At 72.2% G+C, this 13,766-nt stretch carries 13 protein-coding genes; 8 read left to right on the top strand and 5 right to left on the bottom strand.

Annotation, left to right across the window (positions count from 1 at the left end; genetic code table 11):
* Window positions 1–15: 15 nt before the first annotated feature.
* Entirely contained in the window at window positions 16–975 is a 960-nt protein-coding gene (locus HEP85_RS09080) for a hypothetical protein (protein WP_168527323.1), read from the bottom strand.
* Window positions 976–1,189: 214 nt separating this feature from the next.
* A complete protein-coding gene (locus HEP85_RS09085; protein WP_168527324.1) occupies window positions 1,190–2,845 on the bottom strand; it encodes an FAD-binding dehydrogenase in 1,656 nt (551 codons plus the stop codon).
* 283 nt (window positions 2,846–3,128) lie between these two features.
* Here HEP85_RS09085 and HEP85_RS09090 point away from each other — a divergent pair, with 283 nt between their 5' ends.
* The 7 genes from HEP85_RS09090 to HEP85_RS09120 all read left to right on the top strand — a co-directional run bounded on the left by HEP85_RS09090 (window position 3,129) and on the right by HEP85_RS09120 (window position 8,698).
* Window positions 3,129–4,022 carry a DMT family transporter gene (locus tag HEP85_RS09090; RefSeq protein WP_329286603.1) on the top strand — a complete coding sequence of 298 codons (894 nt, stop codon included), beginning with the start codon at window positions 3,129–3,131 and terminating at the stop codon, window positions 4,020–4,022.
* A gap of 358 nt (window positions 4,023–4,380) precedes the next feature.
* The gene (locus HEP85_RS09095; RefSeq protein ID WP_168527326.1) at window positions 4,381–4,896 is read left to right on the top strand and encodes an NUDIX domain-containing protein; all 516 of its coding nucleotides are present in this window, start codon (window positions 4,381–4,383) and stop codon (window positions 4,894–4,896) included.
* A 72-nt stretch (window positions 4,897–4,968) separates the two neighbouring features.
* Window positions 4,969–5,361: a YidH family protein gene (locus HEP85_RS09100; protein WP_168527327.1), complete on the top strand. Its 393-nt coding sequence runs from the start codon at window positions 4,969–4,971 to the stop codon at window positions 5,359–5,361.
* Window positions 5,358–5,684, top strand: a complete 327-nt coding sequence (locus HEP85_RS09105) for a DUF202 domain-containing protein (protein WP_329286608.1) — start codon at window positions 5,358–5,360, stop codon at window positions 5,682–5,684. Before HEP85_RS09100 ends, HEP85_RS09105 begins: the two co-directional genes overlap by 4 nt.
* A gap of 220 nt (window positions 5,685–5,904) precedes the next feature.
* Window positions 5,905–6,204 (top strand): hypothetical protein, encoded by a 300-nt coding sequence (locus HEP85_RS09110; RefSeq protein ID WP_168527328.1) that lies wholly within the window; start codon window positions 5,905–5,907, stop codon window positions 6,202–6,204.
* Between the two features lie 250 nt (window positions 6,205–6,454).
* On the top strand, window positions 6,455–7,477 hold the full coding sequence (locus HEP85_RS09115; RefSeq protein ID WP_168527329.1) for a phosphotransferase family protein: 1,023 nt from the start codon (window positions 6,455–6,457) through the stop codon (window positions 7,475–7,477).
* A gap of 6 nt (window positions 7,478–7,483) precedes the next feature.
* Complete coding sequence (locus HEP85_RS09120) at window positions 7,484–8,698, top strand: acyl-CoA dehydrogenase family protein (RefSeq protein WP_168527330.1); 1,215 nt, start codon at window positions 7,484–7,486, stop codon at window positions 8,696–8,698.
* Between the two features lie 229 nt (window positions 8,699–8,927).
* Here the strand turns inward: HEP85_RS09120 and HEP85_RS09125 are convergent, their stop codons facing one another.
* The 3 genes from HEP85_RS09125 to HEP85_RS09135 all read right to left on the bottom strand — a co-directional run bounded on the left by HEP85_RS09125 (window position 8,928) and on the right by HEP85_RS09135 (window position 12,037).
* Window positions 8,928–9,521 (bottom strand): TetR/AcrR family transcriptional regulator, encoded by a 594-nt coding sequence (locus tag HEP85_RS09125; RefSeq protein ID WP_168527331.1) that lies wholly within the window; start codon window positions 9,519–9,521, stop codon window positions 8,928–8,930.
* A 93-nt stretch (window positions 9,522–9,614) separates the two neighbouring features.
* Window positions 9,615–11,276, bottom strand: a complete 1,662-nt coding sequence (locus HEP85_RS09130; RefSeq protein WP_168527332.1) for a class I adenylate-forming enzyme family protein — start codon at window positions 11,274–11,276, stop codon at window positions 9,615–9,617.
* Window positions 11,273–12,037 carry an SDR family oxidoreductase gene (locus HEP85_RS09135; RefSeq protein ID WP_168527333.1) on the bottom strand — a complete coding sequence of 255 codons (765 nt, stop codon included), beginning with the start codon at window positions 12,035–12,037 and terminating at the stop codon, window positions 11,273–11,275. Before HEP85_RS09135 ends, HEP85_RS09130 begins: the two co-directional genes overlap by 4 nt.
* A gap of 275 nt (window positions 12,038–12,312) precedes the next feature.
* Between HEP85_RS09135 and HEP85_RS09140 the strand changes: the two genes are divergently transcribed.
* The gene (locus HEP85_RS09140) at window positions 12,313–13,566 is read left to right on the top strand and encodes an exo-beta-N-acetylmuramidase NamZ domain-containing protein (protein WP_168527334.1); all 1,254 of its coding nucleotides are present in this window, start codon (window positions 12,313–12,315) and stop codon (window positions 13,564–13,566) included.
* The last annotated feature ends 200 nt before the right edge of the window (window positions 13,567–13,766 follow it).

A 13,766-nucleotide genomic window follows, 5' to 3' on the forward strand; every position in this document is an offset into this window, starting at 1 on the left:
TGGAGCGGTCGTCGTTCACACCGTGCCGAGCGCGCTGGCGCGGGCGGTACGGAAGGCCTTGTACGGGTCGCGGTCCGGGTACGACCAGGGCACCGGGGTGGCGTGCGGGCCGATGCGGTGGAAGAGGGCGGCGGCCTCGGCGCCCCGGCCCTCGCAGGACTTCGCGTGGGCGAGGAAGTTGAGGTCGAGGAGACGGCGGGGGTGGTCGTCGTGCTCCCACTCCAGCCACCAGTCGAAGGCGGCCTTCATCACCTGGCGGGCCCGGCGCCCGACCCAGTGCCCGGAGGCGGCCGGGTCGGCTGATTCGCTGCCCGCGGTGGCGAGCACGCGGTAGCGCTCGGCGTGCGCGACGACGGGCAGGATCGCGAGCGGCGAGTCGGCGGGGGCCTGCTCGGCCGCCCAGTTGGCGAAGTCGTAGACCTCGTGGAGCGGGTCCTGGCCCGCCTGGGCGCGGCGCTCGGCGAGGCGGGCGACCATCAGGTGGTGGGCCTGGTGGTGCTCGGGATGGCGGTGGCGCACCTCGTCGAAGAGCCGGACCACGTCGGTCTCGGCGCCGAGCGTGCGCTCCAGTGTCAGCAGGCCGAGCCAGGGCGTGGGGTCGGCGGGCGCGAGCGCGGCGGCGGCGTGACAGGCCTCGCGGGCCCGTTCGGGACGGTCCTTGCCGTCCAGGGCACGCTGGACGGTGGCACAGGCGAGGAGCACCGAGGCGTCGGCGGACTCGGGTTCGGCGAGTCGCCAGTCGCGCGCCCAGGCGAGGGTGGTGGGCTCCTGCGCGAGGGCGGTGACGCGGTGTCCGCGACGGTCCCACTCGTCGCCGGTGACGGCGAGCAGCGAGCGGACCGCGGTCCAGCGGCCCTGTGCCAGCGCGGAGCGCGCGACGACGAGTTCGGCGTCGTCGAGTGCGGCGTCGAAGGACTGGGCCGTGCCCTTGCGGCCGCGGCCGAGGGGAGGAGGGGGTGGCGGGGGTGGCGGCACCGCGAGGTTTCCTCACAGACGCGGCTGGTCAGGTGGCGATCGCGGACAGCAAACCCTTGGCTGAGGGTTCACGTCAAGGCCCACCCGATGTCCTACACGTGTCAACTCCTCAGACTCGAGCACGAGTTGGTGGCAGGAACCGGGAGAAGCGGGTGGTGGAGAGACGTGCGGGCGGCTCACTCGCGTCCGCACGTCGGGCAACCGTGGAGGGGGCTCAGCCCACCGCCTCGGCCGCCGCGCGCCCCGCCGTGCGGCCGGAGAAGAGGCAGCCGCCCAGGAACGTACCTTCGAGGGACCGGTAGCCGTGCACGCCGCCGCCGCCGAAGCCGGCGACCTCCCCCGCCGCGTACACGCCCTCCAGCGGATCCCCGCCCTCGGTCAGGACCCGCGACGAGAGGTCCGTCTCCAGGCCGCCGAGCGACTTGCGGGTGAGGATGTGGAGGCGTACGGCGATGAGCGGACCCGCCTTCGGGTCGAGGATGCGATGCGGCGTGGCCGTACGGATCAGCTTGTCGCCGAGGTAGGCGCGGGCCCCGCGGACCGCCGTCACCTGGAGGTCCTTGGTGAACGGGTTCGCGATCTCCCGGTCGCGCGCGACGATCTCGCGGCGCAGCGCGGCCTCGTCGATCAGCGGCTCCTTGGTGAGCGCGTTCATGCCGCGCACGAGCGCGCCGAGGTCCTTCTCGACGACGAAGTCGGCGCCGTTGTCCATGAACGCCTTGACCGGTCCGGGGACGTCGGCGCGCGCCCGCCCGATGACACCCCTGACCGACTTGCCGGTCAGATCGGGATTCTGTTCCGAGCCCGAGAGCGCGAACTCCTTGCCGATGATCTTCTGGTCGAGCACGAACCACGTGTAGTCGTACCCGGTCTTCATGATGTGTTCGAGCGTGCCGAGCGTGTCGAAGCCGGGGAAGAGCGGCACCGGCAGCCGGTTGCCACGCGCGTCCAGCCAGAGGGAGGAGGGGCCGGGCAGGATACGGATGCCGTGGTTCTCCCAGATGGGGTTCCAGTTCTGGATCCCCTCGGTGTAGTGCCACATGCGGTCGCGGTTGATGAGGCGCGCGCCGGTCTCCTCGGCGATCCCGAGCATCCTGCCGTCGACGTGGGCGGGCACACCGGAGATCATCCGCTCGGGCGGGGTGCCCAGCCGCTCGGGCCAGTTGGCGCGCACCAGGTCGTGGTCGCCGCCGATACCGCCCGAGGTGACGATCACCGCCTGCGCCTTCAGTTCGAACGCGCCGGTCACGGTCCGCCCGCTGGCCTGGCCGCGCTCGATCCCGGACGGTTCCAGGATCTCGCCGGTGACGGTGTCGACCGCGCCCGCGCTGCGGGACAGGCCGGTGACCCGGTGACGGAACCTGAGCTCGACGAGGCCGCGCGCGACCCCGGCGCGCACCCGCCGTTCGAAGGGGGCGACCAGTCCGGGCCCGGTCCCCCACGTGATGTGGAAGCGGGGTACGGAGTTGCCGTGGCCGTTGGCGTCGTAGCCGCCGCGCTCCGCCCAGCCCACCACCGGGAAGAAGCGCACCCCCTGCTGGTGCAGCCAGGACCGCTTCTCGCCGGCCGCGAAGTCCACGTACGCCTCGGCCCAGCGGCGCGGCCAGTGGTCCTCGGCGCGGTCGAAGCCCGCCGTGCCCATCCAGTCCTGGAGGGCGAGGGCATGACTGTCCTTGATGCGCATCCGGCGCTGCTCGGGCGAGTTCACGAAGAAGAGACCGCCGAAGGACCAGTGCGCCTGGCCGCCGATCGACTGCTCCGGCTCCTGGTCGAGGAGGATCACCTTGCGGCCCGCGTCGACGAGCTCCGCGGTCGCCGCGAGTCCCGCGAGACCCGCTCCGATCACGATCACATCTGCGTCGTAGGCCATGGGCCCGTCCTCTCGGCATGACGAGGCACGTGTCGGCTTCGTCACAAGTCGCCGTCGTCACGGCTGGTTGACAGGAAAGTGGCGGTCAGGACATCGGCGGCCGACCGGGACAGCCGGTGACCCGCCGTTGTTACTGATCGGTCAGATCCTTCGGCAAGAGGAGTGACCGAGTCAACCGCCCTGTCGCCGGTACTCCGTGGGCGGCGCCCGGCGGGTGGCACTACAGTCGGCGGGATACGCACCCGTGACCCGATCCGACTCCGGATGTATCGAGGTACCCAGCGTGTCGCTTCTCGTTCTGATTCTCTCGGTGAGCGCGGCCTGTTGCCTGGGTTTCGGCTTCGTGCTCCAGCAGAACGCCGCGTCCCGCGCCCCGCTGAACGACTTCCTGTCCCCCCGTCTGCTGCTGGACCTCATCCGGGTGCCCCGCTGGCTGGGCGGTATCGGGCTCATGGTGTGCGGCATGGTCCTCGGCGCGATCGCGCTGGGCAAGGGCGAGGTCTCCCAGGTGGAACCGCTCCTCGCGACCAACCTGCTGTTCGCGCTCGGCCTCTCCCGCCACCAGACGAAGAAGCCGCTGGGCCGTCAGGGCTGGTCCGGGCTCGCCCTGCTCGCGGGCGGGGTGACCGCGTTCATCCTGGCGGGCCGCCCCAAGGGCGGTGACGCGGTGTCCGATCCCCTGCGGCACTGGCTGATCATCGGCATCATGATCGGGCTCGCGCTGCTCCTCACCACGTACGCCAAGCGCTCCCGGCTGGGCGCCGCTCCGGTGCTGCTCGCCCTGGCCGCGGGGGTGCTGTACGGGGTGCAGGACGCGCTCACCCGGGTGAGCGGGGAGCGGTTCGGCGAGGGCGGCTGGGGCGAACTGCTCGTCAGCTGGCAGCCGTACGGGGTGCTGGTGCTCGGCGTGTCGGGGCTGGTGCTGGTGCAGAGCGCCTTCGAGACGGCGGAGCTGCGGATGTCGCTGCCCGCGCTCACCGCCGCCCAGCCGCTCGCCGGGATCCTCTGCGGGGTGGGGTTCCTCGGGGACCGGCTGCGGACCGACGTGGGCGCACTGACCTGGGAGGCGGCGGGACTCGCGGCGATCGTGACGGGCATCGTGCTGCTCGGGATGCACCCCGCGATGCCGGCCGGCGCGAAGGGGACGGAACCCGCGCTGGACCTCCAACGGCGCTGAGGGCCGGGGCAGGCTCCCGCCCCGGCCGAGCACGACGGCCCAGGCGGCCCGGTGAGCCGCGCGGCCTGCCCGGTCGAGCGGCACCGCCCACGCGGGGCACGGACACCCGATCGGCCCAACGGCACGCGCCGCCCCGGAAACACCCGGTCGGCGGAGCGGCACGTGCGCACCGCGCCTGAGAAACACCCCGGGGGCCGGGCGGCGGGCGGTGGCCGGGGGGCGGAAGCACGAGGACGCGGCAGCCGGCGCGGTCGGGACAGCGGCCGGTCGGGACAGCGGCCCGGGGCGGGGGCGCGATGCCCCGGGACCTCCGGGGCGGCCCGGCCGGTAAGCCGAACGGGGCTGGTTGGATGGAGGCATGAGCGCCGCTGACGAGATCCTCGACATCGTGGACGAGAACGACGTGGTCGTCGGAGAGTCCCCGCGCGGCGAGGCGTACGCGCGCGGACTCCGTCACCGGTGCGTGTTCGTCCAGGCCCGGGACGCGGACGGCCGGCTCTTCGTCCACCGCCGCACCGCCACCAAGCTCGTCTTCCCCTCCCTGTACGACATGTTCGTCGGCGGGGTCGTGGGCGCGGGCGAGTCGTACGACGCGGCGGCCCTGCGCGAGGCCGAGGAGGAACTGGGCGTCTCCGGACTCCCGAGCCCCGTCCCCGTCTTCAAGTTCCTGTACGACAACGGCGCCGGGCAGACCTGGTGGTCCGCCGTCTACGAGGTCCGCTGCGACCTCCCCGTGAACCCCCAGACGGAGGAGGTCGCCTGGCACGCCTTCCTCACCGAGGAGGAGGTGGAGCGGCGCCTGACGGAGTGGACGTGGGTGCCGGACGGGCTGGCGGCGTACGAACGCCTGCGGGAGCACCGGGCGACGGGCTGAGCCTTTCCCGCGCCCGCGCCCGGCCCGACGGTGGCGGCCGGCACCGCGGAGCGGCCGAGTAGGGTCCCCGTCGTGATCGAATTCGTACGGAACGTCCGGCTGTGGTTCGCGCCCGAGGAGGTCCGGAAGGAGGGCGGCACTCCCGACTACCGGTTCTCGCTGGCCAACGAGCGCACCTTCCTGGCCTGGCTGCGCACCGCGCTGGCGCTGATCGGGGGCGGGTTCGCCGTGGACCAGTTCCTGCCGGACCTGCGGTGGGCCTGGCGGGTCGGTCTCGCGCTGGCCCTGTTGGCGGCGGGCGTGCTCTGCTCGCTGCGGGCCGTCAACCACTGGGTGCGGTGCGAGCGGGCGATGCGGAGAGGGGAGGACCTCCCCGTGTCGCGCTTCCCGGCGCTGCTGGGCATCGCCGTCGCGGTGGTGGCGGTCGCGATGGTCGTCGTCGTCCTCGTCGGCTGGGAAGGATGACCGCGCCCGTCCCGGAACGCGACCCGGGGCTTCAGCCGGAGCGCACCCGGCTCGCGTGGCGACGTACGACCCTGTCGAGCACCGTCACCGCGGTCCTGGCGGCGAAGGCGGCGCTGCACGGCGGTCCGTCGGCGACCGGTGTCGTGGCCGGTGTCCTGTGCGGCGCGCTGTGGCTGGGGTTCCTGGCGCTCGCGCACCGCCGCATCCGGGTGCTGGCCGCGTCCCGCACCGCCGGCCCGCCCGCCCTCGCACCGCGCCACGCGACGGCCGCGACCCTGTGCACGCTCGCGCTGGCCGTCTGCGCGGCGGCACTGGTGTTCTGAGAACCCGAGGACCGAGCGGGGCCGCGACCCAACCGGGGCACCGGACGGCGCCGCGACCGACCCGGGGACCGGACGGCGCCGCGGCCCCCTCCCCCCTTCGCCCAGCCCTTCGTGCCCCCGGACGGCACGCATGCCCGAATGGTGGTGAATTGACAGAAATGTCACGCTTTCTGGCGCTAGCCTGAGCCGTCGCTTCCCGCCACGCACGAAGGTGAGCACCATGACCACCCTCCATCCGGAGCACTCGGCCCATCAGCACACCCACGGCCCGGCCTGCGGGCACACCGCGGTACCGCATGGGGACCACGTCGACTACGCGCACGATGGGCACCTGCACCGCGAGCACTCCGGGCACTGGGACGAGTGCGAGCCGGGCGGCCACACGGCGCACGGCGACCACGGGGGCCACCGGCACGGCGAGGGCTGCGGTCACCCGGCGGTCGAGCACGGCGACCATCTCGACTACCTGCACGACGGGCACCGGCACGCCGAGCACGACGGTCACTGGGACGACCACTAGGGGCGGCGGACACTGGGACGACCCTAGGGACGACGGCCACGGCGGACACCCCGGGCCCTCCCGCCGAACACCCCGGAACCCCCTCCGGCGTCTCTTCTCGACGCCCGCCCGACGTCTCCCCATGACGCCCGTTCGGCGTCTCCCCCACCCCCCGGAGGAGACGCCGATCACGTTTGGCGTACACCCTGGACGACATACCGACTGGTCGGCATCATGGTCACGTCCCGCTCCCTCGCGTGTAGGAGAAACGATGAGCCCCGACCACCCGCCAGGTCTCGATCTCGACCGGCTGCGCGGCCTGCTCGACGGCGAGCGGCCCGGCCTGACGCACGGCCCGCTGACCGGCCGGCTGATCGAGGGCGGACGGTCGAACCTCACGTACGCGGTCACGGACGGCACCACGCGATGGGTCGTACGGCGGCCTCCGCTCGGCCATGTGCTGGCCACCGCGCACGACATGAAGCGCGAACACCGGGTGATCAGCGCACTGCACCAGACGGCCGTCCCGGTGCCGCGCCCGGTGCTGCTGTGCGAGGACGTGGAGGTGCTGGGCGCGCCCTTCTACGTCATGGAGTTCGTGGACGGCACGCCGTACCGCACCGCCGATCAGCTCGCCCCGCTCGGCCCGCGGCGCACGCGGGACGCGGTGCTCGGACTGGTCGACACGCTCGTCGAACTGCACTCCGTGGATCCCGCCGAGGTGGGCCTCGCCGACTTCGGCCGGCCCGAAGGCTTCCTGGACCGTCAACTGCGGCGCTGGGGCAAGCAGTTGGACGCCTCCAGAAATCGTGAGCTGGTAGGGATCGACGAGCTGCAGGCGGCCCTGGGGCGCGCGCTGCCGCACTCTCCCGCGCCCACCGTCGTGCACGGCGACTACCGGCTCGACAACGTGCTGATCGGCGAGGACGACCGGATCAAGGCGATCCTGGACTGGGAGATGTCCACGCTCGGCGATCCGCTGACCGACCTGGGCCTGCTGGTCATGTACAGCGCGCCCCTCGATCTGCCCGACTCCCCCATCAGTACGACCGCTTCGGCCGCCGGACACCCGGACCCGGACGAGATCGTCGAACGGTACGCCGCGCGCTCGGGGCGCGACGCGTCCGACGTCGCCTGGTACACGGCGTTCGCCTGGTTCAAGCTCGCCGTGATCCTGGAGGGCATCCACTACCGCTACACGCTCGGCCAGACGGTCGGCGCGGGTTTCGACCGCATCGGTGACCTGGTGCCGTTCTTCATCGAGCACGGCCTGACCACTCTTCAGGAAGGCTGATCCGCCATGGACTTCGCATTCGACGCGCGCACCGAGGAACTGCGGGGCAGGCTGCTCGCCTTCATGGACGAGTACGTGTACCCGGCGGAGGCGGTGGCGGAGGAGCAGCGCGCCCTGCTGGCCTCCCCGTGGGACACGCCCGCCGTGGTCGGGGAGTTGAAGGCCGAGGCACGCAGGCAGGGGCTGTGGAACCTCTTCCTGCCCGACGCCGAGCACGGTGCCGGGCTCACCAACCTCCAGTACGCGCCGCTCGCCGAGATCACCGGCCGCAGCCCGCACCTGGCGCCGACCGCCCTGAACTGCGCGGCGCCGGACACCGGCAACATGGAGGTGCTCGCGCAGTTCGGCGACGAGCGGCAGAAGAAGCAGTGGCTGGAGCCGCTGCTCGCCGGTGAGATCCGCTCGGCGTTCGCGATGACCGAGCCGGAGGTGGCCTCCTCCGACGCGACCAACATCACCACCCACATCGAGCGGGACGGCGACGAGTACGTCGTCACCGGCCGCAAGTGGTACATCTCCGGGGCGATGAACCCGGACTGCCGGATCTTCATCGTGATGGGCAAGACGGACCCGGACGGGCCGGACATCCGCCGCCAGCAGTCCATGGTCCTGGTGCCGCGCGACACGCCGGGGGTCGAAGTCCGGCGCGCCATGCAGGTGTACGGCTACGAGGACCACTCCCACGGCGGCCACGCGGAGGTCGTCTTCCACGGGGCCCGCGTTCCCGTCACCAACCTGGTCGGCGAGGAGGGCGGCGGCTTCGCCATCGCCCAGGCGCGGCTCGGCCCCGGCCGTATCCACCACTGCATGCGGCTGATCGGCATGGCGGAGCGGGCGATCGAGCTGATGTGCCGGCGGGCGGTGGCCCGGACGGCGTTCGGCAAGCCGCTGGCACAGCAGGGCGTGGTCCAGAACTGGATCGCCGACGCGCGGGTCGCCGTCGAGCAGCTGCGGCTGCTGGTGCTGAAGACCGCGTGGATGATGGACACGGTCGGCAACCGGGGCGCCCACACCGAGATCCAGGCCATCAAGATCGCCACCCCGCGCACGGTCGTCGACATCCTCGACAAGGCGGTGCAGCTGCACGGTGCCGGGGGTGTGAGCCAGGACTTCCCGCTGGCGGAACTCTGGGCCGCCGCGCGCACCCTGAAGCTGGCGGACGGGCCGGACGAGGTGCACCAGCGGTCGCTGGCGCGGCGGGAGATCAAGAAGTACGTGTGACGCCGGGGGCGGTGGGGGTCTTCGCCCCCGCCGCCCCGTACCTGGGGGCTCCGCCCCCAGACCCCCGTACGGGCCTCAAGGGCCTTGTCCTCGAACGCCGGACGGGCTGGACATGCGGGCCCGCCCTGAAAGGCTGGCGCCCAGGCCGGGCACTTCAGCCCGTCCGGCGTTCGAGGACGAGCCCTTCGGGCGACAAGCGGGTGCCCAGGGCGGGCCCCGGGGACGGGGACTACGGTCGCAGCGCGCGCAGCAGCAGGTCGGCCAGATGGTCGGCGACCTCCTGGGGGTTGAGCGGGCCGTCCGGGCGGTACCACGTCGACAGGTGGTGGACCGAGCCGAAGTGGTAGTCGACGACCAGGTCCGCCGGGGTGGCCGTGGAGAAGACGCCCTTCTTCTGGCCCTCCTCGATCAGCGCGCGGAAGCGCTCGTGGTAGCGGCGCCGCTCGGACCGCACCTGCTTGAGCTTCTCCGGGCTGAGGTGGTGCATCGACCGGAAGAAGATCGAGGCGTCGTCGAGGTTGTCGATGGTCGTGACGACCACGTCGGCCGCCGCGCCCCGGACCCGCTCCTCCACCGGCGCGCCGGAGTCCGCGAACGCGTCCAGCCGCTCCTGCTGGATGCGCAGCACGCGTGCGTACACCTCGTGCAGGAGGTCGTCCTTCGAGCCGAAGTAGTGGTAGAGCGCGCCCTTGGTGACGCCCGCCGCCTCCACGATCTCCTGCACGGAGGTCCGGTCGTAGCCCTGCTCGGCGAAGAGCCGGGTGGCGGCGGCCAGGAGCCGCTGCGGGACGGGCGTACCGTCGCCGTCCGTCGTTCTGGGCACTGCCGCCACCTGCCTTCCGTGCGTGGTTCGATGAAAGCGCCGTCCGGTGGCGGACGCCGCTCGGCGAGGAGCGTCCACCACGGAGATTGTTGTCTACTCCGGGCCCTGCGAGCGCGTACGCAGTTCCCGACGGAGGATCTTCCCACTCGCCGTCTTCGGCAGGTCGGGCAGGATCTCCACGTACCGCGGATACTTGTAGGCGGCCAGTCTCTCCTTGCAGTACGCGGCGAGCGCGTCGGGGTCCTCCTCGGCGCCCGGTCGCAGGCTGATGTAGGCCTTGACGGTCTCGCCGCGGTAGCCGTCGGGGATGCCCACGACGGCGGCCTCGCGGACCGCCGGATGGGTGTAGAGCACGTCCTCGACCTCGCGGGGCCACACCTTGAAGCCGGACGCGTTGATCATGTCTTTCTTGCGGTCGACGACGTAGAGCCAGCCCTCCGGGTCCATGAATCCGATGTCGCCGGTGCGCAGCTCACCGTCCGGGAAGGTCTCTGCGGTGGCCTCGGGGCGCTGCCAGTAGCCCGGCACCACCTGCGGTCCCCTCACGAGGATCTCGCCCTGTTCCCCGAACGGGACCTCCAGGCCCTGCTCGTCGACGATCCGTACGACGCTGTCGGGTCCCGGCAGGCCGACGGCCAGCGTGCCCGAGACCGGGTCGACGGGGGCCTCCCGGCCCGGCGGCACGGAGGCGCAGGGCGCGGTGCACTCGGTGAGCCCGTAGCCGTTGCGGATGTAGGGCCCGAATCCGGCGCGGAACTTCTCCACCAGGGCGGGCGGCAGCGGCGCTCCGCCGGAGGAGATGTTCACGAAGGACGAGAAGTGGTCCGGAGTGACGGACGGATGGGCGGCCAGGGCCATGAAGGCGGTCGAGGGGCCGACGGTGTAGAGCGGCCGGTGCTCGGCGAACGCGTCGAGCACGACCCCCGCCTCGAAGCGGTAGGCGAGGACCAGCGTGCCCCCGCTGTTGAGGCAGGCGGCGAGCTGGCAGACCATGCCGGTGATGTGGAACAGGGGCGCCATCGCGAAGTACACCGGCGCCTCGGGCAGCGCGAGACCGGTCCGCTGCCGCTCGGCGTTGTACATGATGTTGCCGTGCGTGTTGGTGGCGCCCTTGGGGGTGCCGCTGGTGCCGGAGGTGTAGCTGATCAGCGCGATGTCGGAGGGGTCGGCGTCGCGGCCTTCGGGGGCCTTGTTCCGCTGAGCGGCGACCGTCCCGAGGTCGTCGGCGTCCGCGGCCGACGAAAGGCGCTCGAAGGTCAGGACGCGCGCGTCGTCGCGGGTCTGGAAGTCCAGTTCGCAGGCGGTGAGGACGATGCGCACGGCCGAGTCGGCCGCCGTCTCGCGCAGATACGACTCCCACGCGCGGTCGGAGCAGACCAGGGCGCGCACGTCCGCGTCGTGCAGGACGTGGCGGACCTCGCCCGACTTGTACATGGGGTTGACCGGCACGACTGTCGCGCCGGCCTTCCAGGCGCCGAGCAGCGCGAGCACGAAGTGCGGGGAGTTCTGCAGCAGGATCGCGACCCGGTCGCCGCGCTCCAGGCCGCGGGCGGCGAGATGCCCGGCGACCGAGTCGCTCAGCTCGTCCACCTCGCGGTAGCTCAGGCGGCCGTCGAAGTAGGTGAGCGCGGTGCGGTCCGGAACGTCCTCCACGGCCACGCGCAGGGCGTGCACCAGGGAGTCGGCGGGGCTCACCGGGGCGCTCTGCGCGTCGCTGAGGAGGGCCACCCAGGGGCGGTCCGCGTAGGTGGTCACCGGCCCGCCTCCCACTTCTGCTGGATGTGGTTCATGTTCGTCAGCCAGCGGTCCGGCTCGGTGGCCCGCACCTGGTAGTAACCGGCCACCTCGGGGTGCGGCAGGATCAGGAAGCGGTCCTCCTCGATCCCCGTGAAGAGGGCGTTCGCGACGTCCTCCGGCTCGATGGCGGTCGGCTGGAGCACCAGGTCGCCCGCGCTGCCGGTGGCGTCGAGCATGTCGGTGCGCACTCCCTGCGGACAGATCGCGTGCACCTTCAGGCCCCGGTGGCGGTAGGTCAGCGACAGCCACTCGGCGAAGGCGTACGCGCCGTGCTTGGTCACGCTGTAGGGCGCGGCGCCGATCATGGTGAGCAGTCCGGCGGCGGAGACGGTGGAGACGAAACGGCCGCTGCCACGCTCCAGCCAGGCCGGGAGCAGCTCGTGGGCGGCGCGGACGTGGGCCATCACGTTGACGTCCCAGGCCAGCTCCCAGACCTGCTCGCCGGCCGCCTCGGTGCCGCCCGAGGCGACGCCCGCGTTGGCGCAGTAGACGTCGATCGTGCCGCCGAGGGCGTCCCGGGCCTCGGTCACGATCGTGGACGCGTCGCCGGGGACCGCGATGCCGCCGATCTCCTCGGCCACGGCCCGAGCCTTGGCGGCGTCGAGGTCGTTGACGACGACTCTGGCTCCCTCGGCGGCGAAGCGGCGGGCCAGCGCGGCCCCGATGCCGCCTCCCGCACCGGTGACGACCACTCCCGCATCCTGCACGGCTTCCACCATCGGTCTCCTTCGACGCGACGCCAATCGGCTCTGCAAGCAGTCGGCTCTGCAAGCAGTCGGCTCTGCACGCAGCCGGCTCTGCTGCGACGCCAGACTAACCAGTCGGTATGTTGCAAGGGAAGAGGCGCAGGCTCCGCGTGGGCGCCCGGGAGTGTGACATTGCGCGGCGCCGCCGCGCGGGCCCGACCAGGCAACGGGCACCGGCGGCTTCCGCACGTCGGGCGGTTGCGCATAGCGTGCCGGTGCTCACCTTCCGCGATCACGGAGGTCCCCCCATGCGCCTCTCCCGGCGAGCCCTTCTCACGGCCACCGCGGCGGCCGGTCTGGCGACAGCCCCCGCCTCCCCCACCCCGGCCCCGGTCCCCGCGGCCGCCACCGGTGACCGTCCGCGCACCGGCTTCGACCGCCTTCGGAGCGCGGGTTACTCGCTCCTGCACGGCCACAGGGTCGGGATCGTGACGAACCCCACCGGCGTCACGACGGACGTGCGCCACATCGTCGATGTCATGCACGCCGACGCCCGGGTGAACCTCGTCGCCGTCTTCGGCCCGGAACACGGCTTCCGCGGCACCGCGCAGGCGGGCGGCTCGGAGGGCCGCTACGACGACCCGGCGACCGGTCTGCCCGTCTACGACACCTATCTCAAGAGCGGGCAGCCGCTCGCCGACGTCTTCACCGCCTCCGGCGTGGACACCGTGGTCTTCGACATCCAGGACGTGGGCGCGCGCTTCTACACGTACATCTGGACGCTGTACGACTGCATGGAGGCGGCCCGGCTCGCGGGCAAGCGTTTCGTGGTGCTGGACCGGCCGAACCCGGTGACCGGGCGGGCCGCCCTGGGGCCGGTGCTCCACAAGGAGTTCGCGAGCTTCGTCGGCCGGCAGCCGATCGCGCAGGCGCACGGGATGACGGTGGCGGAGCTGGCACGGCTGTTCAACAAGGAGTTCCTGACGAAGCCGGTGGCGCTGGAGACCGTCCTGATGTCGGGCTGGAAGCGGTCGGACTTCTACGACGCCTCCGGGCTCCCCTGGGTGCCGCCGAGTCCGAACATGCCGACGGCCGACACGGCTCTGGTGTACTCCGGCACCTGTCTCTTCGAGGGGACGAACCTGTCGGAGGGACGCGGCACCACACGGCCGTTCGAACTGCTCGGCGCGGAGGGCCTGGACGGCCGGTGGGCCGGGGCGGTCGGCGGCCTCGGGCTGCCCGGCGTGCACTTCAGGGAGGCCTATTTCGCCCCCACCTTCTCCAAGTTCGAGGGCACGACCATCGGCGGCGTGCAGATCCATGTGAACGACCGGGCCGCGTTCGACCCCGTACGGACCGGCATCGCGCTCCTGGTGACCGCCAAGAAGGTCTGGAGCGGCTTCGCCTGGCGCTCCGACCACTGGATCGACAAGCTGACCGGCTCCACCGGCGTGCGCACGATGATCGACGCGGGGGCGACGACCGACGAGGTGGTGGCGTCCTGGCGGGACGAACTGGCGGCCTTCCGGCGGACCCGGAAGGAGCATCTCCTCTACGGCTGACTAAGGGCTGTCCCGTAATCCCCGGTGGATCAGCGCGCGGCGTCAGATGCGGTGCATCGCAAGGCGGAGGGTCGTCCTCATACTGGGCGTATCAGGGCGATCCGACAACGCGGCGTGGGGGTCCCCCCTGCTCGAAGAGCTCGGGGGAGTGCCGTAGCTGTCGTCGTGCGCCCGCCGGGGATTACGGGACAGCCCTTAGG

It is taken from the genome of Streptomyces sp. RPA4-2, assembly GCF_012273515.2.
Lineage (GTDB): Bacteria > Actinomycetota > Actinomycetes > Streptomycetales > Streptomycetaceae > Streptomyces > Streptomyces kaempferi.